Below are 22,989 nucleotides of genomic sequence, written 5' to 3'. Positions count from 1 at the left end.
CAGCATGAAAGGTGGATCAAGTTAATCTTTATATCTGTAAACGAAAGGAAACGGTGGGATGGTTTTGGAAATATTAAACAGGATCTGGGATTAAGAGACTTTTTGACAAGGGGATTGAGCAATGTGGAAATTGGATGTGGGACAGCCTCTATACCGCCAATATTCATCCTGTTTTGGAAACTCTTAAGTCAATTCCAAATTAACTATATGACCAGATGAAATTCCAGATCCTGGATGCAGACTATACCTATGATGATCTGGGCAACCCGGTCATACGCCTGTACGGTAAGAACGAAGCCGGGCAGAGTATTTGCTGTTTTGTACCAGGCTTTAAACCGTATTTCTTTTTAAAACCTGATAACCCTGGAAAGGCAAGCGAACTGGCAGAAAATATCAAAGCAACGTTCACAGAACACGTAACCGACGTACAGCTAACAGAACGCTACGAACCCGTAGGATATTTTGAAAAACCTACCACCATGCTGAAACTCATCCTCAAGGATCCAAAAGGCGTACCTGCCATAAGGGATGACATCCTGGATATCAGGGGCGTCTCTGGGATATATGAAACCGATATACTGTTCAGGAACCGGTTCATGATCGATTCGGGTATTGGCGGCATGTCCTGGGTCGAGACCGATTCGGAACCGCTGGAAGAGGATAAGTTCAATGGTATCAACCTGTTCGAGGTGGAATCACAGGTTAAGATCGTGGCAGATACTGTTATACCTGTGGATATTATCCCAAATTCCCAGTTGAGATACATGGCATTCGATATCGAATGCCTGCCAATCGACGGCGGCATGCCTGTGCCTGAAAAAGCCCCTATCATCATGATAAGCTGCACATTCGAGCCAGAATTCAATGGCAGCAGTACTACTGTTCTGTTGTCAAAAAAAGCGGAGGGGCTGGACAGTGACACTGAAAGCTTCCCTGATGAAGTGGAAATGCTTGAGCGCTTCTTTAAGATTGTCAGGGAATATGACCCTGACATGTTTGTTGGATACAATTCCAACGGGTTCGATATTCCATATATCGTAGACAGAGTAAAGACCCTGGAGGCTGGGCGCAAGATCAAGATAAAATCGGCAATGGGCCGTGACGGCAGGTCAGTGTTCTACCGCAAGATCGGATATGTGACAAAAATCTATATGGCTGGTCGTGTTGCTGTGGACGTACTACCCATCCTCAGGCGGGATTTCAGCCTGAAACAATATACGCTGAAGAATACTGCCAGGGAACTGCTGGATAAGGAGAAGCTGGATGTCAGTCCGGCAGATATGGAAGAATACTGGAACGATACAGGTGAGAAGTTCAGGAAATTTATAGATTATGCCAGGCGGGATGCTGAACTGGCAATGGACCTTTTGCAGCAGTTAAGCCTGCTGGACAGGTTCATGGCATTATCCAGGGTCAGTGGCACCCTGATCCAGGACATACTGGACGGCGGGCAGACAAATATGGTAGAGAACATCCTGCTCAGGGAGTACCGTTCCCACAACAGGGTCATGGCGCCCAGGCCAGATAGCGACCTGGCCCACCAGCGCCGGGTGAAAAGTGAAGAACTCAAAGGCGGCGAGGTGCTGGATCCAAAAAAGGGCCTGATGGAGGATGTGGTCATACTGGACTATAAGTCGCTCTATCCCACCATCATGATGGCGCACAACCTGTGCTATACCACTGAGATCGTGGGTGATGTGCCTGATGGCGATGTGGTGGTAACCCCTTCGGGCGGCAAGTATGTATCATCAGATGTTCAGCGCGGCATTGTGCCCGCTATACTTGAGGAGTTGCTGAACCAGCGCATCGAGACCAAGCTGAGGATGAAAGATGCTTCAGGCGATGAAGCCCGGGTACTGGATGCCACACAACATGCCCTGAAGATATTGCTGAACAGTTATTACGGTTATTCAGGTTACACGAGGGCAAAACTGTACAGTCTCACGCTGGCCAATTCAGTGACCAGTTTTGGCAGGGAGAACATCCTGAACACCAAGCAAGTTGTGGAAGGGCAGATCGGCAGTATATACATTATTAACCACCAGGCGTATCGGGATACGGAACTGGCAGAGAAAGGACTGGACAGGGATACGGCACGGAAGGTCGACCTGTCAGTGGTGTACGGGGATACTGACAGTGTGTTCGTAAAGTTGTCACCTGAAGGTATATCACTGGATGATGCAGGTGCAGTGGGGCGCAAGATCTCAGGTATCGTATCTGCTACACTGCCTGACCCGATGGAGCTGGAGTTCGAGAGTTTTTCCAGGCGTTCCATTTTCATTGCAAAGAAGCGATATGCGGTCTGGGTATTTGAACCGGGCGTCGATGGATGGTCTGACAGTATCAAGGTGAAGGGTATGGAAACAGTCAGGCGCGACTGGTGTGAGCTTACAAGCAAGACCCTGAACCATGTACTGGAACTGGTGTTAAAGGAAGGCAGGGTCGAAGAGGCTGTTACATATGTCAGGCAGGTCATCAATAGTGTGAGGAATATTGATATTGCATCCGAGCCTTCGGCTATAAATGACCTGGTGCTGACAAGGAAATATACTAAAAAGACTGAAAGTTACCGCAACAAACAGCCCCATGTGACTGTTGTGGAGAAAATGAGGGGGCGCTCAGGTTTTGTGCCATCGGTTGGGGACAGGATACCTTTTGTGATAACAGCTGGCAACGGCCTGTTTGTTGAAAGGGCAGAGGACCCTGAATTTGTGAAGGAGAATAATATTGCCCTTGATGTTGATTATTATATCAAAAAACAGATACTTCCGCCTGTGGAACGTATCCTGAGGGAACTGGGTGTGGATGCATCTGTCCTGGATTATGATGAGAAGCAAAAAGGACTTGCGGATTTCGGGGGCGGCCTGGAAACGGGGCATACTGGCAACCAGGCAAAAAAAAGTAAGACTAAGGTAAAGAAAAACCAGGCCCGGTTATTTGATTTTTTAAAAAAAAATGGAGCACAATATGAAAGTATACCAGATCAACAGTTCACCTTATGATGCCAATGCCTTTTTGGTCGTTACAAAAAAACCTGTACTGGTCGATGTGGGAATGAATGCATCATATATCCTGGACAGGATTACGGAAATAATGGAGCCTGACGAGGTTGAGAACATCATACTTACCCACGGGCATTATGACCACTGGGGTGCAGTGGAGGAAGTAAGGAAGAGGACTGGGGCAAGTGTGGCACTGCATGAGGATGATATTTATCTACTGGATGATGATGTGTCGAACGTGTCTGCAATGTTCGGGGCTCATGGGGCAGGTTTTACACCGGACCGCCTGCTGTGTGGCGGAGAATTGATAGAACTGGGGGACGGCAGCAGCCTGGAAGTGATCCATACTCCCGGCCACACACCAGGTAGCATCAGCCTGTACCATGCCAGATCAAAGATACTGTTCACAGGGGATACTGTATTCCCTGGCGGCAGTTTCGGGCGCACTGACCTGACCGGCGGCAGCCAGGAGCAGCTTGTGGAATCGCTGAAGCTTCTTTTGGGGCTGGATGTTAAGGTTATGTATCCCGGGCATGGGGATGTGACTGATAATGATGTTGCCGGCCAGATAAGTATGTCAATGCGTCTTGCACAGACGTACTTGTGAGATCCCAAAATAGTTATCTTATTTGGCAGTTTATTGAACGTATATGGAATACGATATAGTACATACGTGGTGGGAGCACAGGATATGCAGGATCAGTATCCCATCATGGGCAGGGAGAATATATTTCCAAACGGGTGCGCAGTATAGGGGAGTTGATGGACTGTTCCAGGGAGGCTTTTAGCAATGAATGAACTGGATGATGATTTAACAGAGTTTGACATTGAGGAGCTCATACCCCAGAAAGAGCGTGACCATATGCTGCATGGACTTCACAGGTATCTGACATGGGTGGGGGAGGTTGTGCCGGAAGAAATTACTGTTGATGGTCGTGAAATAAAGCTGCGTAATCTGGTATGGAAATTAACCAAAAAAAGAAGATTGACAGAGAAGGAAAAAAAGTGTGTGAGTGGTTTGATCCTCCACCTGGACCAGAAGGAAAAGTTTGATGAGGAGCGCCTTGAGAAGGCAAAACTTACCAGGGACCAGGCTGAACAGCTCTATGATGAGGCGGCCGGATTGGTAAGGGCTATTATGGATCTGCGGGATCTGGAGGAGGGTAAGATTAAGATGGCTGATTTTGATGAGATTGCACTCAGGGACAAGCTGGAAGATGCCAGGCGCTGGGTGAAGTATGTGAAGCACATGAAGGAATAAATTTGATATGATGGATGGAGGCGGTGGTGGGTGAGTTGGTAGCGCAAAAATAGTATTCAAAAGTTATTTTCTCAATAGACTGCTTTATCTAATGTAAATGAAATAATCTATTTAGTGATTGAAAATGGTTATTGACACACAGGAAGCATATAATCTTATGGAATTCCTGAAGAAACTAAAACCAGAAGCAGGTGTGCATGTAGCTGAGCAAATGGTTGGAAAATTCAAAGGAATTATTCCTGAATGCACAAGTAGCGTAGATTTTTTGAAGAAGGTTCGTGAAAGCCAATATGACTAAAATATACATTGACACTAATATTTTTTTAATGTCTGGAATACCAGATGGAATATGAATTGGACCCATATGATTCGATAGCTTTTGCGATTGTAGAAACTGCTGGATGTGAGATTTTCGTTACCAGAAATAAAAAAAACATAAAGAATATAAAAACGAAAATGTATGGCGCGAAGCCAGAAGAATTATTAGATTGAATTAAACCTCAGACAAATCATTATTTCAGTCCGGCACCGTCGTCAGGGTAGACCAGCTCCATAGTACTCTGCGACGAGATTGAAGCGAAACTCAAGCAATCACTGACCAGCGGCGGGATATTGATGGAGGCGGTGATGGGTGAACTGGTGGGTGCGTAGTGCTTTGAAAGCCCGTTTCACGTTATTGAGATAATTACAGCTAAATAGAAATGGCTGCGTTAGATAAAAATATAGGAAGTTATTTTATAGTTCAAATATATTCCATTCGTCTAGATGCATAAACAAAAGTTGCTTGAGGATTTAAAAAATAATCCTAAAAATATTCGATTTGAGAAACTATGCAGGATTGCCGAAGCTTTCGGTTTTCAATTCAAAGGTGGAAAAGGAAGCCATAGAATTTATTTACGAAAGGACATAAATGAAATGCTGAATTTCCAGAATGTATCCGGTAAAGCAAAGCCTTATCAGGTCAGACAATTAATCAAGATTATAGATAAATATAATCTTACTGAAGAAGATGGCAGCGATGTATAAGTACGCAATAGAGATTTTTTATAGCGAGGAAGATGAGGGTTATATAGCCACCGTCCCTGAATTACCAGGATGTTCTGCTTTCGGGAATACCGAAGAAGAATCATTAGAAGAAGTTAAAATTGCAATGGAACTCTGGCTTAAAGTAGCTCAAAAAGAAGGTACAAAAATACCACAACCTCATGGAAAAGAACTCCTCAAAGAACTCTTTGAAAAACAACATTTACAGACTACTTATGGAGAACTGGCGTAGAATTCATCAATTATTTTTATCATGGGTTCAGCAAAAGAACAGATGATGATATTGAACAAGGACTTGCTGTGTCGGTGTCAATCTGACATTAATGTAAGTATACCCTTGATCTCTTGTCAATACCAATTAGATAGCCACTTAAGTCAACTTAAATATAAAATCCTATAATCTCCAACCCCCACCCTATACAGTTTTTCGCTATAATCCTCGATAATTTTTAAATCGTTTGATATCGGGTCGTATTTACTAAAATCCCAAAACCAATAACTTAAAACCTAAATCCCGGCCGACTTTGCAATATCCTCGGCCACATCGGTCCGCTCCCAGGTAAAGTCCGGGTCGTTCCTGCCGAAATGCCCGTAGGCCGCAGTCTTCCTGAAGATTGGACGCCTCAGGTCAAGGGTTTCGATAATGCTCTTAGGGGTCAGGTCGAAATGCTTGCGCACCAGCCCCACAATATCTCTATCCTTCATCTTACCTGTCCCAAAAGTATTGACCATAACAGCAGTAGGCTCAGGCACACCAATGGCATAGGCAAGAGATACTGCACACCGATCTGCCACACTGGATGCGACCACATTCTTGGCAACATACCTGGCAGCATAGGCAGCACTGCGGTCCACCTTAGTAGAATCCTTGCCTGAGAAAGCTCCGCCGCCGTGGGGCACCAGTCCGCCGTAAGTATCCACTACGATCTTCCTACCTGTCATGCCGGTATCGCTCTGGGGTCCGCCTACCACGAACTTGCCAGTCGGGTTCACATAATATTTAGTATCCTTATCCAGCAGTTCAGGGTCAATGACATCCTTGATCACCTTATCAATGATCTCGTCAATTGCATCCTGGGTGATGCGCTCACCCGTGCTGTCAAGTATCTCCTCGGTATGCTGGGAGCTGACAATAACCGAGTCCACCCGCTGGGGTACACCCATCTTATACTCTACTGTAGCCTGGGACTTGCCGTCCGGGCCAAGGTAGGAAAGTGTCTTGTTCTTCCTGTGCTCGGCCAGCTTTTGGCACATCCGGTGGCACTGCATGATGGGCAGGGGCATCAGTTCCTCTGTCTCCCTGCAGGCATACCCTATCATCATACCCTGGTCACCGGCACCACCCACATCCACACCCTGTGCAATATCAGGTGACTGCTTGCCAATGGCATTCAGCACTCCGCATGTCTTATAATTAAAACCATATATCTCGCTGGTATAACCGATTTCCTTCAGGATACCGCGGGCTATTGACGGTACGTCAACATGAGCCGAGGTTGTGATCTCGCCGCCCACTATCACAAAACCAACACTGATAAATGCCTCACATGCCACCCTAGCTGTAGGGTCCTGTCTCACGATCTCATCCAGCACGCCGTCTGATATCTGGTCACATACTTTGTCCGGATGCCCTTCCGTAACTGACTCTGAGGTCAATAAACTGTATTCCATATTTGAGATCATTATTTCACCTATTTTTGTAACTGAATTTCCTTTAGTATTTATAACAATATCTGAATAAATCGCAAGTCTTTTAAATATTTTCTGGTCTTTTTAACTATAACGAACCGCAGATGAACACAGATTTTGCATGCAGTATCAGTGTTTATCTGTGTTCATCCACGGTTGAGAGAACTGATAATTAAGTGTAACAAGAAAACCTACATAAAATTCTTCGAATAACATGCACAAAAAGATGAAAGAACCCAAGGGTACTTTCATGCTAAATAATAAAAAGTCTCTAAATCGCAGTATTATGGCTGACTATGCTCTACAATTGGCTTATCGTACTCTACAGGAGCATTGTATAGTTTCCATTTATTCCACCCCAATTACTCAACCATATTACTAAAAACATCCCTGATGTCACCCCAATTTCACCCTGGTGCCAGGCAGATCAAACAGTGGGTGCAGGAATCCCGGTAATGATTGCGATAGACACATATTTATGAATACATCGGATTGTCGCTTGCACGCAGTGCCCTCATAATTTCTTCCACAAAATGCTCAGGTGGCTGGGCACCCACGAAATCCACTATTTCATTGATAACTATCTTGGGCACGCTCATGGCCATATACTTCTGGGCCAGGTGGGGAAACTCTACCATTTCCACCATATCTGCTTTTATGTGCTCATTCTCAATGGCAAGTTTATGGGCTGTTCGAACAGCCATTGAGCAGTAAGGGCAGGTAGAGGTCACAAGCACCTGTATATGCACTGGCTTCTTAACATTTGCAAGTTTTTTCACCACCTCATCTGACAGGTCTGTCCTGCCCCTGGACACATCGACCAGGTCTTCCTGGAACGATTTGAATTCGTAACCCGACGGGATGCCGTAAAACCTGATACCGTAGTCCTTCTCCCCCAGCATCACAATGGCAGGGATCTTCTTAACCCCGTAGGACTTTGCCAGTTTTTCATCCTTGACAAAATCATGGATTTCGGCTTCGATCTTTGGTGACATGCCTGCCAACTCTTCCACCATGCCCCTGGTATCGGCACAGAACTGGCATTCGTTCTCCTGGGTGAACATTATTAATTTTACGTTACCCTCAAGCTCTTTATCCAGCTTTTTCTTAATATTCTCCTTATCTTTGTCCTGTATCACTGCCATACAATAACCTCCTGCTGCTTCCCTTGAATTTTCAAATAATAGTTGAAATTGATCAAATATCTAAATGTCGATAAAGGCACTACACCAGTTTCAACTTACCCACCACTTTATCCAGTTTCTCAACCGCTGCCGGCCCGATACCCAGTACAGTGACGGTCCCGGGAGGTATCTGCGTAAGCCCGGCATCAGTGATAAGAGCAGTGGACAGTCCTTCCCTGCGCGCTGACTCCTTTAACAGAAATAAGTCCTGCAGGGTGCCGGTCTTAAGTACGACCTTCTTTTGCCCGTCCTTCATCCAGGCATCACGTTCCTTCTTATCAGCAAAATCAGAGGCTGTTACGGCTGCATGTGCTACCTGTACAGCCAGTTTGCCCTTTGAGAGTTTAAGGTCATCACGGGTTACGATACACTGCTTGTATTCAGTCATTTATGAGCATCCCATTCCCATCGAATTTCAATGTGTCCGTGGTTCGCTGGTGCCATTCTTCACCAAGCTTCAAGGCTTCATCCCTGTTGAAATCACCTATCTCCACGTCCTCATCAGTGAATCCGGATATGGAGGACATAGGAATGTACAGATTCTCAGCCCCGTGCTTGAACACAAGATGCCCGCCATCAATAGATATGGTCTCACCGATCCTCTGCCCGCGCTGCACCACGAACTTACAGAGTATGTCCTGTTTTGATATGGGTTTATTTCCATCCTGCCCCTGGTCGGGTGGTCGGGGTTGATGGGCTCTTAGCGGTGCGGCAGGTTCACCTGGCACTTCTTTTTCGGCCTGCACCTTTGGTGGGACCGGGTGGGGTATGGACATCGAGTGCCAGTCCAGGTCGTTATGCTTGTGTTCCCATTTGCTGCCCACCTGCCTGATTTGCTTTGTTTGATCTTTATCCTTACCTGAGCTATCGGGTGATGCCTTCGATACTACATTTTTCTGTTCAACTGCAGAATCCGGGGCGGTATGTACATTCCCAGCAGCTACTACTGGCTTTTTATCTTCCATGTCAGCTACTACTAGCTTTTTATCTTCCATGGCAGTTACTACCTGCTTATTATCTTCCCGGGCAGCACCGGAATCATCTGCCACACTTTGGCCTATTAGTTTTTTAAACGTGTGTTTAAATCCCATCCTTTATCCCTACCAGTGTATTCGTTTCATGTATTTTTCATCAACGCCTAAAAAATCAATGGCCGAGGCAATAATGGCATTGGTGAAAATATATGAGTTGATCTCAGAAATAGATGGACGCATCTGGTTCAACTTTGTAGTTCTGATCTTACTGGGCGTCTTGTCGTGGAAGATGCCCATGTCTCCTTCTTCCACAGGTATGAAAATGATATTATCCTCATATCCCCATTCTTCCAGGAGTTCAACCATTCTGGAGCTTTTATTTACAGTAATAGGGAACACGTCCACTCCCTTGCTGCGGGCCTTCAACATCCCTTCCAGGATCTCCCTGGTATTGCCGCTTCCGCTGATGGGAATATATACGTCGCCCCTGACAAAACTGGGAGTGGTGGCATCGCCTTTGATGTAGACATGCTGGCCCAGGTGTGTCATACGCATCCCTAAAGCTTTTGCCACGAATCCGGACCGTCCTACGCCGTCCACTATGAAATGCCCCCTGCGGTTCAGCAGCTTATCTATCCACGACCGCAGGTATTCATTTTCTAAATTCCGAAGCAGCCTGGCATTTTTAAGATAATGGTCCATCTGCTGGTAATATAAACTGACATCGCCGCTGTCCAGGGCAGGCAGTACGCTGTTTAAAAGAGTACACAGTTTCAGTTCGAACTCAGAACCCATGACTGCCAGTTCGCTGGGCTTTTCAAGTTTTATATCTTCGATCAGGAAGACAAAACCATTGTGTGATTTTATTTTTGTATAGGCAGGCGAGTTGCTTTTAGCAGTGATAAGTATCTCACTTGCACCCAGGCGGTGGGCATCTTCAAGATAGTTGATAACACTTTCAGTGCCACCTGAGCCCGATGCAGACAATATCATGTTGGACCTGTCAGGGTCAAAGTAGCGGCGGATGGGATCGTCAAGGGTGGCAGGGAAAAGCGGTTCATATTTCAATAACTGGTGGAGAAAATCATATAGGGCCAGTGCACTCCTGCCCTCACCGATGCCGTATATGACCTTTTGTTTTGTATCGGCCTGGAAAATAAAATCTCTCAGGACTTTTATCAGTCCGCCAATCTCTTCCTCCGGGATATGCCTGAGTTGTTCAAGAAATTTGAGCTGGATGTCAATCGAATCATAAAATTTAGCAGTGGAAGTCATATTGTATCCTTTAATGTTATTATGTTTTGAATTTAATAAACTTATCCTATCTAAAACGACATGAACAGGCGCTGGATCTTAAGGGGCGAAACGCAATGTGGGGCACCTTGTCTTCCTTCTTGCCTGAAGCAGTATCTGTTCCATATTCAGTCAGAGTAAAAATGATATGACAATAGTAAGTTAGACAATCTATACACCAGGCCCCTCATCCTGAAATACCATTTCCGTAGGATACACTGTAATAGCATTTTCGGTAATGTCGTAAGGCCGGTACAGCCGATCGTGCAAGGTTCTCCTCATTTTTATGATCCGAATTACTAATCGTATATCCGATCCAATTTCACTTTGTTGTAAAAATAATATGCCGTCGGCAGAGTATTCGATAATTCCGTCTCTTGAATGAAAAGAATTTTTCATACCTATCTCAGAGGTATATAAAGCTGTGACTCCTGACTTTTTGACTGTCTTATTTAAATCAACTAACCTTATGCGGCTTTCAATAGAGTTATCGAACATAATGTTGAAAAGAGAGATCGAGTCAATTGCAATACGACTTGCTCCAGATGATTCTATAAGTTCCGGTAATTCGACCCTGATCCTTCTGGCCAGGGTTTTAATGTCTGACAGATCAAGTTTTAAAAATTCCAGTTTATTGTTTTCGATGTATTCCTGCAGATCCCACCCATAGGAGGCAGCAGTTGAAATTAAAGATTCCTTTTCCTCTTCGATACTAATATAAATACAGGACTCTCCTTTATCCAGGCCATCGTGGATATACTGGAGTGCCAGTGTGGTCTTTCCAGTACCGGGATCACCCATGGCAACGACAATATGCCCCTGTGGAAAACCACCATTGAGCATTTTATCAAGTCCGGATATACCCGAAGAGACACGTCCGTTTGGACAGGTCTCAGATAATTTTCCTGATATTTGAGACTTCGAATCCATCATTGGAAGTTATTTTTGTTTCGAATTTTTCAATATTGTTCTGTTCGAGCTGGGGCAACAGCCCCCTGAATTTTGTGATGCAAAGGTTGCGTTGCAATTTCACTGATTTTTTATCCCATTCAAAAGTGAGCACGCCATCAACGGTATCACTAATAATTTCCTGTATATTGGTTTCGAGGATTCTGGTATTTAGTAATAAATATATTAAACCATTCCATTCTTTTGAAATTCGTACCAGGCTTTTTAAGAACATAATAACATCATTCTTGCTTAAATAATCTCCTTCATATAACATAAGTTCAGTCAGTGAATCAAGTATCACGATATTGTTTGCGGCAAACTCCTCAAATAGATCTGAAATCTCTTCAAGGATGTTCTTATTAGAATTACTATCGAAATCCAGGTTTTTGTTCTTATCTGTGAGCCATAGATTTTTGATAATACTTTGACGGAAGTAGATATCAGAAAGCTCTTTGAAGTTCACTCCTTCTTTTAAGGTGTTGAAAAAGTCTTCGTGGAAAGCATAGGCATTCTCATTTAATATGTCTTCTTTTGATCTCGATAAAGAGATGTAGTATATCTCATCAGGAAGTGCAAGTGTTGTATTGATCTCACCTTCATGGCTTTGTTTCTCATGCTTCCTATTTATCATTTCAAAATAGGAGGGATCAGCTTTCAGGTTGAGGTTGTTAACTATAGAGGTGTAGACGAATTCACGTGCACCGGCGCCCACATCTTCAAGGAGCAGTATTACTGAACCTGCCGGAAAACCGTCATTGATGTTGGTATCCAGCGTTTTTATACCTGAAGGTATCTTATTAAGTGCCATGCTTGTAAATCCCAGGTAAAACCATATTCAATTTTAAATCACTTCAGCATATTTATACCTGCCTACAAGTCTTTATCGTAGACTCGAATGAATATTTGCACATAAAATCCAATTATTCTGCTATTAATGTGGAAAAACTCTTTTGAACAACTTGTGCCAAAACGAGTTGATATTACATCTAGTATTAATTATTCAAACTGGAATATTTTTTAAAATTATTAACAGTATTTTTCTTTAACTGGATAAATTATGCTTAGTTTGTATACACATCTTGTTTCCGGACAGGCTGTAAAGAAGGAAACAATCACCTCTACTGCTACTCAATCTGTTCCTTATTTTTTAGCCAGGAAACTGGTATTCAACTTATTGAACTACTATGATGAGTGCACCATATTTATACAAAGGATTTATATATAATTAAATGTATTAATTAATTGTGATTAAAATCACTGGACAAAGGAAATAATAAAACTAAGTTATTATTCTTTTGTTCAGTGGTTTAAAATTGGAGATAAAAAATAGGAGTTTAAAAACAGGAGTTAAAAAAAATGAGACATATAAAGAACGAAGAAGCAGTATCGCCAGTTCTTGGGGTTATCCTGATGGTGGCAATAACAGTGATAGTAGCAACGATCATAGCCGTGTTCATGTTTGGAGTAGGAGAACCTGATGAAGCACCGCAGGCAAAGCTGAAATTCTCAGCTAATACATCAGATGTTTTGATCAAACATGAAGGTGGAGATGCATTATTATTGAGAGAATGTCTGATAACTATAACAGATGCAGACAATAGCAACTCACTTAATACGGTTAATGACCCTCTTAATGGGTCAGGTACGTTAACACCTGGAGGAAGAATTGCTTACAATTATACAACTTCAACTACTGCAGGTGACATCATAGAGATAATGGTCATGGACGAACCTACAGGCCAGTTAATTGCAAACGTACAAGTGGTTGTTAAATAAACCTTAATTTATGCCCCTTTTTTGGGGCATTTTTTTTTATAATCATACATTCTGCCAGGAACAGGGAGGGACCATAATGTTAGAAAATATAAAAACCGAGTTCGAAAAAATCAAATTCCCTCAATTAGCGTTGAGGAAAAATGACACTTTGCCGGAAGATAAAGAAGTCACTGAAATTGAGCCATATGACAGAGAGGTTCAAGGGGAAATTGTAGATCTGGAAATGTTTTTGTTCACCTGGGATGAAATTCCCGGGAATGATGACGAAAAACTTAGAGATTTTCTAAATAAGAATTATAGTTTTGACTGGTTAGAAATTGCCGGAATTGAAAAAACCGATGACGATATGACCATTGAAGTATCTGATGGGTTATTGTTCAGCTGGCACGAAATTCCGGGAAAAGATGAAGAAAGATTTAAAAAAATCCTGGAACAGAAATATGACCTGGATTGGGTGGAAACAGCTAAAATTGAAAAGATCGGTGAAGATACAACCACTGGAACATTTGATGAACAAAATCATGATGATCCGGATTCGGCTGAAACAACTGAAATCGATAACATCAACGAAGGTGTAACCACTGGAATTGATAACATCAATGAAGGTAATATCATTGAAATATTTGGTGAAGATCATTGGCTTATCCTTACACTTAACGAAGAAAAAACCAGTGTAAGCCTGGAAATCGATGGTGTTACAACTGATGAATTTACTGTAAAGACAGTAAATGATAAGTTTAACATATATTCAGATGTGAAAAACAGTCTTTCGCTAAGACTTGATGACGAAAAAACAAGGGTTTGCCTGAAAATCGATGACGACAGAACAGATGAATTAATAGTAAAAACAGCAGATGACAGACTCAACATATACTTTGAAGGTATTCCGGGCTACACAGAAATTGAACGTTATTGGGTAAATGACCCCTTCTCTTTTGTTTCTATCCAGCACAACGAAACCGATGATGATTATATTTATTTTATTGCCGAGCCTGAAATGTCAACCTTCGAGGCCAAACTTCTCAGGGATATCTATGAAAGGTCCCGTGACCTGCTGTCATATAAGGACCTGATCAATGGAGCTGACAGGACAGAGGTCCTGACAAGTAAAGTCAGGGAACTGATTGATAAATATATCCAGGACGTTGATTTCAAAACTTTTCACAAGATTGTATATTATTTAACAAGGAACAACATTGGATTCGGTCGTATCGATCCGTTAATGAAAGATCCGGAACTCGAGGATATATCCTGCAGTGGGCCGGATATACCAGTGTATCTTTACCATAGAAGATATGAGAACATCAAAACCAATCTCATCTACGAAGAAGAAGAACTGAACTCCTTCGTTTTTCTAATGGCACAGCGAAGCGGTAAGAATATCTCAATAGCCAAACCGTCTCTGGATGCCACGCTTTCTGATGGGTCCCGCCTTCAAGAGACCCTGGGAAGAGAGATTACAACCCGCGGGAGTTCCTTTACGATCAGGAGGTTCAAGGAAGTACCCCTCACTCCTGTGGACCTCATTAATTTCGGGACATACAATGTGGAGATAATGGCATATTTGTGGCTTGCCGTCGAGAACAATAAGAGCCTTATCCTGGCAGGCGGCACAGCATCAGGGAAGACCACCTCACTTAATGCGATCTCCCTTTTTATCCCTCAAAAGGCAAAAGTAGTCAGCCTGGAAGATACACGGGAACTGCAGCTTTACCATGAAAACTGGATAGCAGGCTTAACACGAGAACCGTTCACGGACGGAGGTAAAGGCTCCGTTGACATGTACGACCTGCTTCGCCAGGGGTTAAGGCAGCGTCCGGAATACCTTCTTGTCGGGGAAGTCCGGGGTAAAGAGGCCCTCACTCTTTTCCAGGCAATGAGTACCGGACATACCACATATTCAACAATGCATGCAGGCAGTGTGCAGGCAGCCATCAACAGGCTGGAGAACGAACCCATCAACGTGCCAAGGGTCATGATCACGGCACTTGATATCCTTATTGTGCAGAGTGCTATCTACATTAAGGGAAAAAGAATCAGGCGCTCAGTGAATTTAATAGAGATCATTGACCTTGACCAGGAAACAAGAAGTCTTAACACACTTGAATTATCCAGATGGAATCCGATCAACGATGATTTTAGCACAATAAGGGACTCCCAGGTTTTAGAGGACATAAGAGACCGGCGGGGATGGACTAAAAAACATCTGGAATTGACTTTATACCACCGGGAACTGGTACTTCAGTATATGGTCGACCAGAATATCACAGATTATGATTCAGTTGTTAATATAATCAAAGAGTTCAGCACCAATCAGGAAAAACTCATACAGAGAATTCAAAGTGATGAGTTCAGCACCAATCAGGAAAAACTTGTACAGAGAATTCAAAGTGAGGAGTTCAGCAACAATCAGGAAAAACTCGTACAGAGAATTCAAAGTGAGGAGTTCAGCACCAATCAGGAAAAACTCGTACAGAGAATTCAAAGTGAAGAGTTCAGCACCAATCAGGAAAAACTCATACAGAAAATTCAAAGTGAGGAGTTCAGCTAATGAACTTTAACCAGTTTGCATTCGACAAGTTCGGAAATTTTGTATCCCACCATGATAGGTACCTCAAAACAAGGGGCCAGCTCAGAAGTGCTCATATCTTCAAGCCATATGAAGAATATATCTCTGAAGCAATTGCGATATCGATCATTGCTGCAATCGCAACCTTGATCATAGGCACAATAATTGGGATTATAATAACTACGCTGGTCGACTTGCCGCCACTGATGCTCTACAATCCCGGTGCAGCAGAATTCTTACGTTTTTTCACGCCCTATAAGGATTATATCCTGATCGTCTTAACCGGAGTGGTTTCCTCTGTGGTCCTTATGGGTCTTATTTACTCTGTATTCATGATCTATCCTTCTGCTAAAGCCAATATCAGGAAGGTAAAAATTGAAACTCAACTTCCGAGTACCATTACATACATGTATGCATTGAGTAAAGGAGAAACAAATATTATCGAGATCATCCGTTCGATCGCTGAATTATCAAACGTCTACGGAGAGATCTCACATGAGTTCGCCATAGTATTACGTGATACAGAACTCCTGGGTGCAGACTTCATGACAGCGCTTAAGAATCTCCAGATGAGTACGCCATCTCCGAGTTTTAGCCAGTTCATAGGAAATCTTATAACTCTTATCGATAACGGCGGTGATATACCTGAATTCCTGGAAATCCAGATAGATAGTTACCGGAGGAAGACAAAATCAGAACATTCGCTTTTTCTCGATATGCTGGGCATGATCGCAGAAAGTTATGTAACAGGTTTTGTCGCAGCCCCTCTTTTTATACTCATCGTAGCCGTAACACTCGGAGCCATGAAAGGCTCAATGACAGGGTTATTACTGAGTATGACATACGTCATCATACCATTCAGTTCGATCGCGTTCATATTCTTAATTGACCTCATGCTTCCAAAGGATGAACAGATCATCGGGAGTTTGAGCCTTAAAAAAGTGAAAAAGTTTGTGGGATTAAGAGTAGCTGAAATACCAGCAGGAAATGAACAGGAACTTTTCGACGAATATGAGAAAGCTAAAAAACGGTTATATTATTTAAATATTATAAAACATCCGCTGAATGCCTTCCATAAAGAACCGGCACTCAGCTTTTACATTAGCATTCCTGCGGCAATCGTAGCACTTGCAATCCCTACACTCTCAAATCAGGATACACTTTCAAGTGGGTATGCCCAGGCATTTGCTTATCTTACCGATTACATTTTACTTGCAGTTATCATAGCACTTATACCTTATATCGTGTTTTATGAGATCCGTGCATATAAGATGCGAAAGATCGAGAGGGCAATACCACATTTCCTGAAAAACCTTTCAATCATTAATGAAACCGGTGTCTCCCTTTCTGAATCACTGCGAATCCTGCTCAGAAGTGAAAGTGGAGCGCTTCGTTTTCACATTGAGAGAATGTATACTGACATCTCATGGGGTGCAAGCACAAAAGAAGCTTTCACACGGTTTGCCAATAAATTAAAAATAAATATGCTCTCACGTTTGACGGCACTCATCACAAAAGCAAGTGAGTCAAGCGGTGATATTCGTGAGGTTCTGGATATTGCATCGATAGACACGAATATCAATCTACAGCTCAAAAAGGATAAATTCACGAACATGCTGATCTATGTGATCATCATTTACGTCACATTCCTCGTATACCTGTATATTGTGCATACACTTGCAACATCTTTTCTCCCCCAGATGGCAGCAGCAGGACAAGTAGGAGGGGGATTTGTCAGGAACTTTGACCTTGCGTTCTATGAAGTTTATTTTTACCACACAGTACTGATACAAGGCTTCTTCTCAGGCATGATGGCTGGTGTCCTTGGTGAAGGTGACCCACGGTTAGGTTTTAAACATTCGCTCATCATGATGTTGATTGCATTTGCTTCATTTAAAATATTGGTGATAGGATGATAAACTCAACAAAAGCCGCATCTGAAGTCCTGGGCATGATGCTGATCTTATCTACAATGATGGTCGTTATTGGATTGATCATGGTGGTTGGAGTACCAATGATCGATTCTGCCAAGCATACTGCGAAGATGGATGTGGCTATGAACTCGTTCTTATCACTCCAGAACGACATCGAGGAGGTAGTGCGTGGACCAATATGGGTGCAAGACCCTTCCAATATTACTGATATTTCAGGGACTGCGCCTTCGCGGGAAACACATTTTGAATTAATGGATGGTACACTCTCCGAATTTCCAAGCAGCACGAATCTTACACATACTGCAAATGGGGGGGAATATACGACAAATATTTCAACAGGGAAGATAGAATATAAGTCAGGTGATGAGTTTATTGTATATGAGAATGGAGCAATTATACGAATGTATGGATCCGGAACCCCGATAATGTTCTCAGACCCGCTGATAAACATATTTAATAGTGGGACGGATCGCACGATCATCTCGATACATGCCATCAATTTAAGAGGGTCAATTTCCTCAACTGCAGGTGAAAGTAAAGCAATAGTGGAGACCAGGTTGAGGTATTACAACCAGACAATAGAATCCACAGGTGATCAAAACTCAAATCAATCAAATATTTTGATATTCAGCGATTATCCCAGTGCATGGAGTGAGTTCTTTGATGAAGAACTTTCAGGAGCGGGACTCACACCAGGAAATAAAGGGGACACAACAGGTTACAATATCAGCGGAACAATGCCTCTTGAAGTACAGGTATATGGTACGAATGGTAACAAAAACGCGCTGGATATTTTTCTTTCTGTGTATGATTCGGGTATTGACCAGGAGATAGAGTAGGTGCGACAATGGTTCGAAAATTCATTGACGATGATAATGCTGTTAATATCGAACTGGGTTATATTCTTAATCTATTTTTGGTTATGGTATTGATGGCATCCTTCACAGGTGCGTTTTACGTGCGCGCTGAACATTCATCCCAACAGGCAATGTATACTGAATTTTCTGACCTTGGAAGTGAAATTGGCCGTGATATAACAAATATGTACATCACAAGTGCACACCCAACAGCTAACAATATCACTATTTACATGGAACGTGACATACCTCTTACATTGGGAGGGAAAGGTTACAGTATCATGCTAAAGAATGCGACATCCGAGGGTGTGGCATCGGTGAACATTGAAGGGGGAAATTATGAGGTCATCACTATGCTCAATTCTATTGACACTCATGTGAACGCTAAGGGACTCGTGTACAGCGGATCAGGTGAGATGAACATCAAAATGATAAAGAACAATTCAGGGGCATGGCTTTGGATAGAATAACCAGGAATGACAATGCATCGGTCACCATCGATCTAATGTTTGCAGTAGTACTTGTTATTTCGGCTATGATAGGCGCACTTATGATCATGCCAAATATATCCTATGAAGATAGGGACTGGCGTATCAAACAGTATATGACTGCCACAAGGGCTACGGATAATTTAGTGCAGAATATAGGGGAGTCGAAGAATGCCGGGGGGCCGGAGTGGGAAGATGAATGGAAATCTGGAAACTACTCAAACGTAACGAATATAGGTTTGGTCTATAGTGTTGGCAATCAGGATACGGCACATAAAGTACTTGATGTGGCAAAAGTGAAGGCTTTAATGGGACCTGGCTATAATTCCAGTGAGATTAATGTTAAATGGTGGGAATTCCCTAACTCTAGCACGCCAATGGCCGAGCGTGAGAACGCCACCAGGGCGCTGGGTCTCACAGGGTACGATTTCTATATGCAAATACATCCGGTCGGACAACTACAATTTAGTTCGACACCTCTTGAAACAAATCTCAGTAATGTGAATGGGGCCCGCCTCAATACTGTATCAGCAGTGGACAGGTATGTTTACATAAAGGATCCTATTACGGGTGAGTATCTGAAATCTAATGATAATAATAATAATAAAGTGATTCATTACAGAATTAACATGTGGGTGTGGTAGCATGCGGAAATTTGATGATGAAACAGGGCAGTTGATATTGATAGCATGTGTAACTGTAGCGCTTGCTATCGTGTTGATAACATCGTATGAGTATTCAACGCTTGTTACCGGCGAGAAGTCTATCAATCGTGAGAATATGGACTCAACTTATTACTACCAGGATGTCAGGGAACGATATATTAATATCTACGATAAATCGGAATATTTGAATTACTCAAAACCAATTAATCTCACAGTGTTTGAAAATGAAATGAAAGACCTTGCCATTTTGCATGGTTATAGTATAGATTTCATACACAATGACAATGGCTCAAAGACCACTATTGTGTTTGTGGATAAAGATATTAGAATTGAAGAAGAATTGCCAGAGGTGTGAATAATGTCACCGAAACTTTCCGAGAACGAGCACGCTTTGACCTATACGCTAGAGGCGATATTGGGTGCTGCCCTCATTATCAGTACAGTCCTGTTCTTTTCCAACAGCCTGCCTGACGTGGCGCAGAAAACAGGTGAACATTCTAAGGTGCAGTTGATGAACATAGGCAGGGATAATCTTGACCTGATAGAAGTAACACCAGTTGTAGATATTGTTCCCGGATATTGGGCTGGTCTCGGTCTTATTTACAGGAATTATACCCTGGTGGCAGATAAGACATTTGTGGAACCAGGGGAGAATGTCACATTTACAGTATATACATTGGGCTATACTGAGATACTATACCAGAATCTTTCACTTGAAAGGTCAGTTCTGGGATTAAAAACTGAAACGAATATAGGAACCATAAATGGAACGATGGTAACGAATTTTTCTTCTGTTGGTGAATATAATGTAAGAGCAATTGACGACGATGAATCAACGTGGTCAAATTATGTTACAATTAAGGTTGGCCATTATTTTTTGGATACTGATATAAGTGGAATATCTGCTGCTGGTGATAAGAATGTAAGTGGGGTTGTATACGATTCAAAGGGTTCGGGAGTTCCCGGTTTGAGTATAGAGATTTTGAATTATAAACCAACTGTTATAAAATCTCCTGTGAGTAACACGACATATGGGATAATTGTTGATGATTGTGAAAATTTCAGTTTGTGGACCTCATCAGGCAATTTAGGATTGAATAGTACTAATGTTAGTAATATTAATGAAAGTCATTCGATATCTGTAAATAGTGGCTCAAGTTTTTGGCTTAAAAAAACTATAAGCACTACATATAATTTTGATCAAAATGATATTTTATCATTTTACTTTTTTTCAATAAATGAGAATGAAACGATTGATGTGGAGTTGTCCAACAGTAGTGCAAGTGTCACTGGTAAACTTACTTGGAATAATACTAATCCCTTAAGCTCGGGGTGGAATAAAATAAATACAATATTGAAATATCCTTCTAAAGCTGAAGGCAACATAACAGTTGAAGATGCTGACACAATTGAAATAAAAGTTTCAAACATCACCAACAATGAATATTATTTATTCGACAATTTAATTGCAGGAGAAGGGCGATTTTCATATATTTGGCCTCCTGATCTTACCAATAAGGCAGCATCATATTATATACAAGCAATAGACTTAGATGAGAATACATCTAATAGACATAGAATAATTTTTTCTGATGATGGTTTGATTGTTAGCGATAAGTATGTGATTTATGAAGGGGATTCAACACTCCTCACATTTATTTTAGGTGGGAGTTTAAATTCATTCCCCCAGAACACTAATAAATTCAATATTAATTTAGAGAGATATAACGGTCCTAACTACGATCGTAATAAATTATCGTTATCAGATCCATTCAACGGCAATCAAAATGTAAAATTAACAGCAAATACATCAGGAGATTATTACATATTTTATGGAACTACTGGTGGAACGGACCCTGCAGCAGCGGCAGAGACCAACACAATCCTAATTCATGTACTCCCAATCGATGGCAAAAATACTCTTTACAGCGATTCTAATTGTGGTGGTATCAATATCACACAGCTCAACGATTACATGCGCTTCAACATGCCGGCATATGTAAATTATAATCTGTACCTGATCAATCCGGACGGCACGTTATGTGACGATTGTCCGGAATTTGAAGAGATGATCAACGGCTATCCCACAGGAGAAGCAGTGACCGTAAATAAACTCATCCACCTCAACCAGGGTAGTGGACTCGGATTCATGAGGGAACTTCGAATGGTGCTGTGGTATAAGTAAAATTGGAAACATTTCATTTACACAATTGAAATTTATATTTAATGCGAAACTCGGATATAATAATATTTAAGGAAGCTAAAATCTACAATTAAATCGCATGAATTATTCAGATCATCCGAGAATACGTCTAAGGGATTTTATTGTCACCAGGGACGGGTGGATATTCTCATCAGCCGATTACCACCATCCCGATGGTGTCAGGGGCGTGCTTCGCTATGTACCGGACCCAAAAGGCGAGCGTACAGACGGCAACCGGAATTACCGGAAATACGATTTTGACGAGGCATATGATTACATGGACATCCACAAGCCAGAGTGGGTGCAGGACGTCCATATCATACCCTGGGACCAGGTCGAACGTGTATTGAGCCCCACAGACCGGCTGGCAGAGATATGGCGCCTGGACCCAAGGACTGAAGAGATAACCAATACCCTGCTTAAGGCCGGGATTCCCATGGACAGTATAGGAGTAACAGGGTCATTTCTGCCCGGATTACAGATAAGTGGTTCTGACATTGATCTTGTGGTATACGGTCCACAGTGGTTCAGGGCCAGGGATATAATAGCCCGGGCAAAGGACGATCCCCACAGCAGCATCGAGCACCTGGACGAGGGAATGTGGGAGCGTATCTACAATAAGCGAATTCCTGAGATCGATTTCGGGGAGTTCAAACTCCATGAGATGAGAAAAGGTAACAGGGGAATGGTTGGAGATACATATTTCGACCTGCTCTTTGTCAGGGACTGGGACCAGGTCAGTAAACCACTGGGCAGGGGCACTGACCTGGGTCATGAGACCATAGAGGCAGTGGTAACGGATTCGGAACTGGCTTTTGACAGCCCCTCAGTCTATAAAGTGGACCATCCAGAGATCGGGTATGTGTTATCTTACACCCATACCTATGCCGGGCAGGCACTGGCAGGCGAGACCATAGAGGCCAGGGGCATGGTGGAAGAGGTGAATGGCCACATGCGGCTGGTTGTGGGTACAAGCAGGGAACCAAAAGGTGAATGGATCCGCTCGCTGACCCTGCTTGGGTCTTCTGGTAAATAGTAATATACTGAACTGTATCTCAAGCAGCGGGAGAAATTTAACATAATGCTATTCAAACATTCA

Annotated in this window: 24 protein-coding genes; 17 read left to right on the top strand and 7 right to left on the bottom strand. The window is 42.6% G+C overall.

Annotated elements, in window-relative coordinates; all coding sequences use genetic code 11:
* Window positions 1-215: 215 nt before the first annotated feature.
* The 8 genes from HF974_13790 (at window position 216) to HF974_13755 (ending at window position 5,539) form a co-directional block, all read left to right on the top strand.
* Window positions 216-3,002 (top strand): DNA polymerase elongation subunit, encoded by a 2,787-nt coding sequence (locus HF974_13790; GenBank protein ID MBC2699373.1) that lies wholly within the window; start codon window positions 216-218, stop codon window positions 3,000-3,002.
* Entirely contained in the window at window positions 2,968-3,609 is a 642-nt protein-coding gene (locus tag HF974_13785; protein MBC2699372.1) for an MBL fold metallo-hydrolase, read from the top strand. The genes HF974_13790 and HF974_13785 overlap by 35 nt, the downstream gene beginning before the upstream one ends.
* Window positions 3,610-3,652: 43 nt before the next feature.
* Complete coding sequence (locus HF974_13780; GenBank protein ID MBC2699371.1) at window positions 3,653-3,790, top strand: hypothetical protein; 138 nt, start codon at window positions 3,653-3,655, stop codon at window positions 3,788-3,790.
* A 2-nt stretch (window positions 3,791-3,792) separates the two neighbouring features.
* On the top strand, window positions 3,793-4,263 hold the full coding sequence (locus tag HF974_13775) for a methyl-accepting chemotaxis protein (protein MBC2699370.1): 471 nt from the start codon (window positions 3,793-3,795) through the stop codon (window positions 4,261-4,263).
* Window positions 4,264-4,420: 157 nt separating this feature from the next.
* Window positions 4,421-4,561: a hypothetical protein gene (locus HF974_13770; protein MBC2699369.1), complete on the top strand. Its 141-nt coding sequence runs from the start codon at window positions 4,421-4,423 to the stop codon at window positions 4,559-4,561.
* Between the two features lie 44 nt (window positions 4,562-4,605).
* Complete coding sequence (locus HF974_13765) at window positions 4,606-4,755, top strand: hypothetical protein (protein ID MBC2699368.1); 150 nt, start codon at window positions 4,606-4,608, stop codon at window positions 4,753-4,755.
* Between the two features lie 273 nt (window positions 4,756-5,028).
* Window positions 5,029-5,289 carry a type II toxin-antitoxin system HicA family toxin gene (locus HF974_13760; GenBank protein MBC2699367.1) on the top strand — a complete coding sequence of 87 codons (261 nt, stop codon included), beginning with the start codon at window positions 5,029-5,031 and terminating at the stop codon, window positions 5,287-5,289.
* Window positions 5,282-5,539, top strand: coding sequence for a type II toxin-antitoxin system HicB family antitoxin (locus tag HF974_13755; GenBank protein ID MBC2699366.1), 258 nt, complete (start codon window positions 5,282-5,284; stop codon window positions 5,537-5,539). The genes HF974_13760 and HF974_13755 overlap by 8 nt, the downstream gene beginning before the upstream one ends.
* A gap of 275 nt (window positions 5,540-5,814) precedes the next feature.
* On the opposite strand, the gene HF974_13750 is transcribed toward HF974_13755, so the two are convergent.
* The 7 genes from HF974_13750 to HF974_13720 form a co-directional block, all read right to left on the bottom strand.
* Entirely contained in the window at window positions 5,815-6,978 is a 1,164-nt protein-coding gene (locus tag HF974_13750) for a methionine adenosyltransferase (GenBank protein ID MBC2699365.1), read from the bottom strand.
* Window positions 6,979-7,472: 494 nt separating this feature from the next.
* Window positions 7,473-8,141 (bottom strand): glutaredoxin, encoded by a 669-nt coding sequence (locus HF974_13745; protein ID MBC2699364.1) that lies wholly within the window; start codon window positions 8,139-8,141, stop codon window positions 7,473-7,475.
* Between the two features lie 79 nt (window positions 8,142-8,220).
* Entirely contained in the window at window positions 8,221-8,568 is a 348-nt protein-coding gene (locus HF974_13740) for a peptidyl-tRNA hydrolase (protein MBC2699363.1), read from the bottom strand.
* On the bottom strand, window positions 8,561-9,271 hold the full coding sequence (locus HF974_13735; protein ID MBC2699362.1) for a hypothetical protein: 711 nt from the start codon (window positions 9,269-9,271) through the stop codon (window positions 8,561-8,563). The genes HF974_13740 and HF974_13735 overlap by 8 nt, the downstream gene beginning before the upstream one ends.
* A 9-nt stretch (window positions 9,272-9,280) precedes the next feature.
* Window positions 9,281-10,429: an SIS domain-containing protein gene (locus HF974_13730; GenBank protein ID MBC2699361.1), complete on the bottom strand. Its 1,149-nt coding sequence runs from the start codon at window positions 10,427-10,429 to the stop codon at window positions 9,281-9,283.
* A 189-nt stretch (window positions 10,430-10,618) separates the two neighbouring features.
* Window positions 10,619-11,380, bottom strand: coding sequence for a KaiC domain-containing protein (locus HF974_13725; GenBank protein ID MBC2699360.1), 762 nt, complete (start codon window positions 11,378-11,380; stop codon window positions 10,619-10,621).
* Window positions 11,340-12,206 carry a hypothetical protein gene (locus HF974_13720; protein ID MBC2699359.1) on the bottom strand — a complete coding sequence of 289 codons (867 nt, stop codon included), beginning with the start codon at window positions 12,204-12,206 and terminating at the stop codon, window positions 11,340-11,342. Before HF974_13720 ends, HF974_13725 begins: the two co-directional genes overlap by 41 nt.
* Window positions 12,207-12,754: 548 nt before the next feature.
* On the opposite strand from HF974_13720, the gene HF974_13715 reads away from it, so the two are divergent.
* From HF974_13715 to HF974_13675, 9 genes are all read left to right on the top strand, one after another.
* Window positions 12,755-13,174, top strand: coding sequence for a type IV pilin (locus HF974_13715; GenBank protein ID MBC2699358.1), 420 nt, complete (start codon window positions 12,755-12,757; stop codon window positions 13,172-13,174).
* Window positions 13,175-13,250: 76 nt separating this feature from the next.
* The gene (locus HF974_13710; GenBank protein MBC2699357.1) at window positions 13,251-15,725 is read left to right on the top strand and encodes a type II/IV secretion system ATPase subunit; all 2,475 of its coding nucleotides are present in this window, start codon (window positions 13,251-13,253) and stop codon (window positions 15,723-15,725) included.
* Window positions 15,725-17,659 (top strand): hypothetical protein, encoded by a 1,935-nt coding sequence (locus tag HF974_13705; protein ID MBC2699356.1) that lies wholly within the window; start codon window positions 15,725-15,727, stop codon window positions 17,657-17,659. The genes HF974_13710 and HF974_13705 overlap by 1 nt, the downstream gene beginning before the upstream one ends.
* Window positions 17,656-18,516, top strand: a complete 861-nt coding sequence (locus HF974_13700; GenBank protein ID MBC2699355.1) for a hypothetical protein — start codon at window positions 17,656-17,658, stop codon at window positions 18,514-18,516. Before HF974_13705 ends, HF974_13700 begins: the two co-directional genes overlap by 4 nt.
* 8 nt (window positions 18,517-18,524) lie before the next feature.
* Entirely contained in the window at window positions 18,525-19,004 is a 480-nt protein-coding gene (locus HF974_13695) for a hypothetical protein (GenBank protein MBC2699354.1), read from the top strand.
* On the top strand, window positions 18,992-19,666 hold the full coding sequence (locus HF974_13690; protein MBC2699353.1) for a hypothetical protein: 675 nt from the start codon (window positions 18,992-18,994) through the stop codon (window positions 19,664-19,666). The genes HF974_13695 and HF974_13690 overlap by 13 nt, the downstream gene beginning before the upstream one ends.
* A 1-nt stretch (window position 19,667) precedes the next feature.
* Window positions 19,668-20,042, top strand: coding sequence for a hypothetical protein (locus tag HF974_13685; GenBank protein ID MBC2699352.1), 375 nt, complete (start codon window positions 19,668-19,670; stop codon window positions 20,040-20,042).
* 156 nt (window positions 20,043-20,198) lie between these two features.
* Window positions 20,199-21,872, top strand: coding sequence for a hypothetical protein (locus HF974_13680; protein ID MBC2699351.1), 1,674 nt, complete (start codon window positions 20,199-20,201; stop codon window positions 21,870-21,872).
* A gap of 97 nt (window positions 21,873-21,969) precedes the next feature.
* A complete protein-coding gene (locus HF974_13675) occupies window positions 21,970-22,926 on the top strand; it encodes a DNA polymerase subunit beta (protein ID MBC2699350.1) in 957 nt (318 codons plus the stop codon).
* The last annotated feature ends 63 nt before the right edge of the window (window positions 22,927-22,989 follow it).

Source organism: ANME-2 cluster archaeon, assembly GCA_014237145.1.
Lineage (GTDB): Archaea > Halobacteriota > Methanosarcinia > Methanosarcinales > Methanocomedenaceae > Methanocomedens_A.
This window is presented reverse-complemented; position numbering and strand designations above follow the sequence as displayed.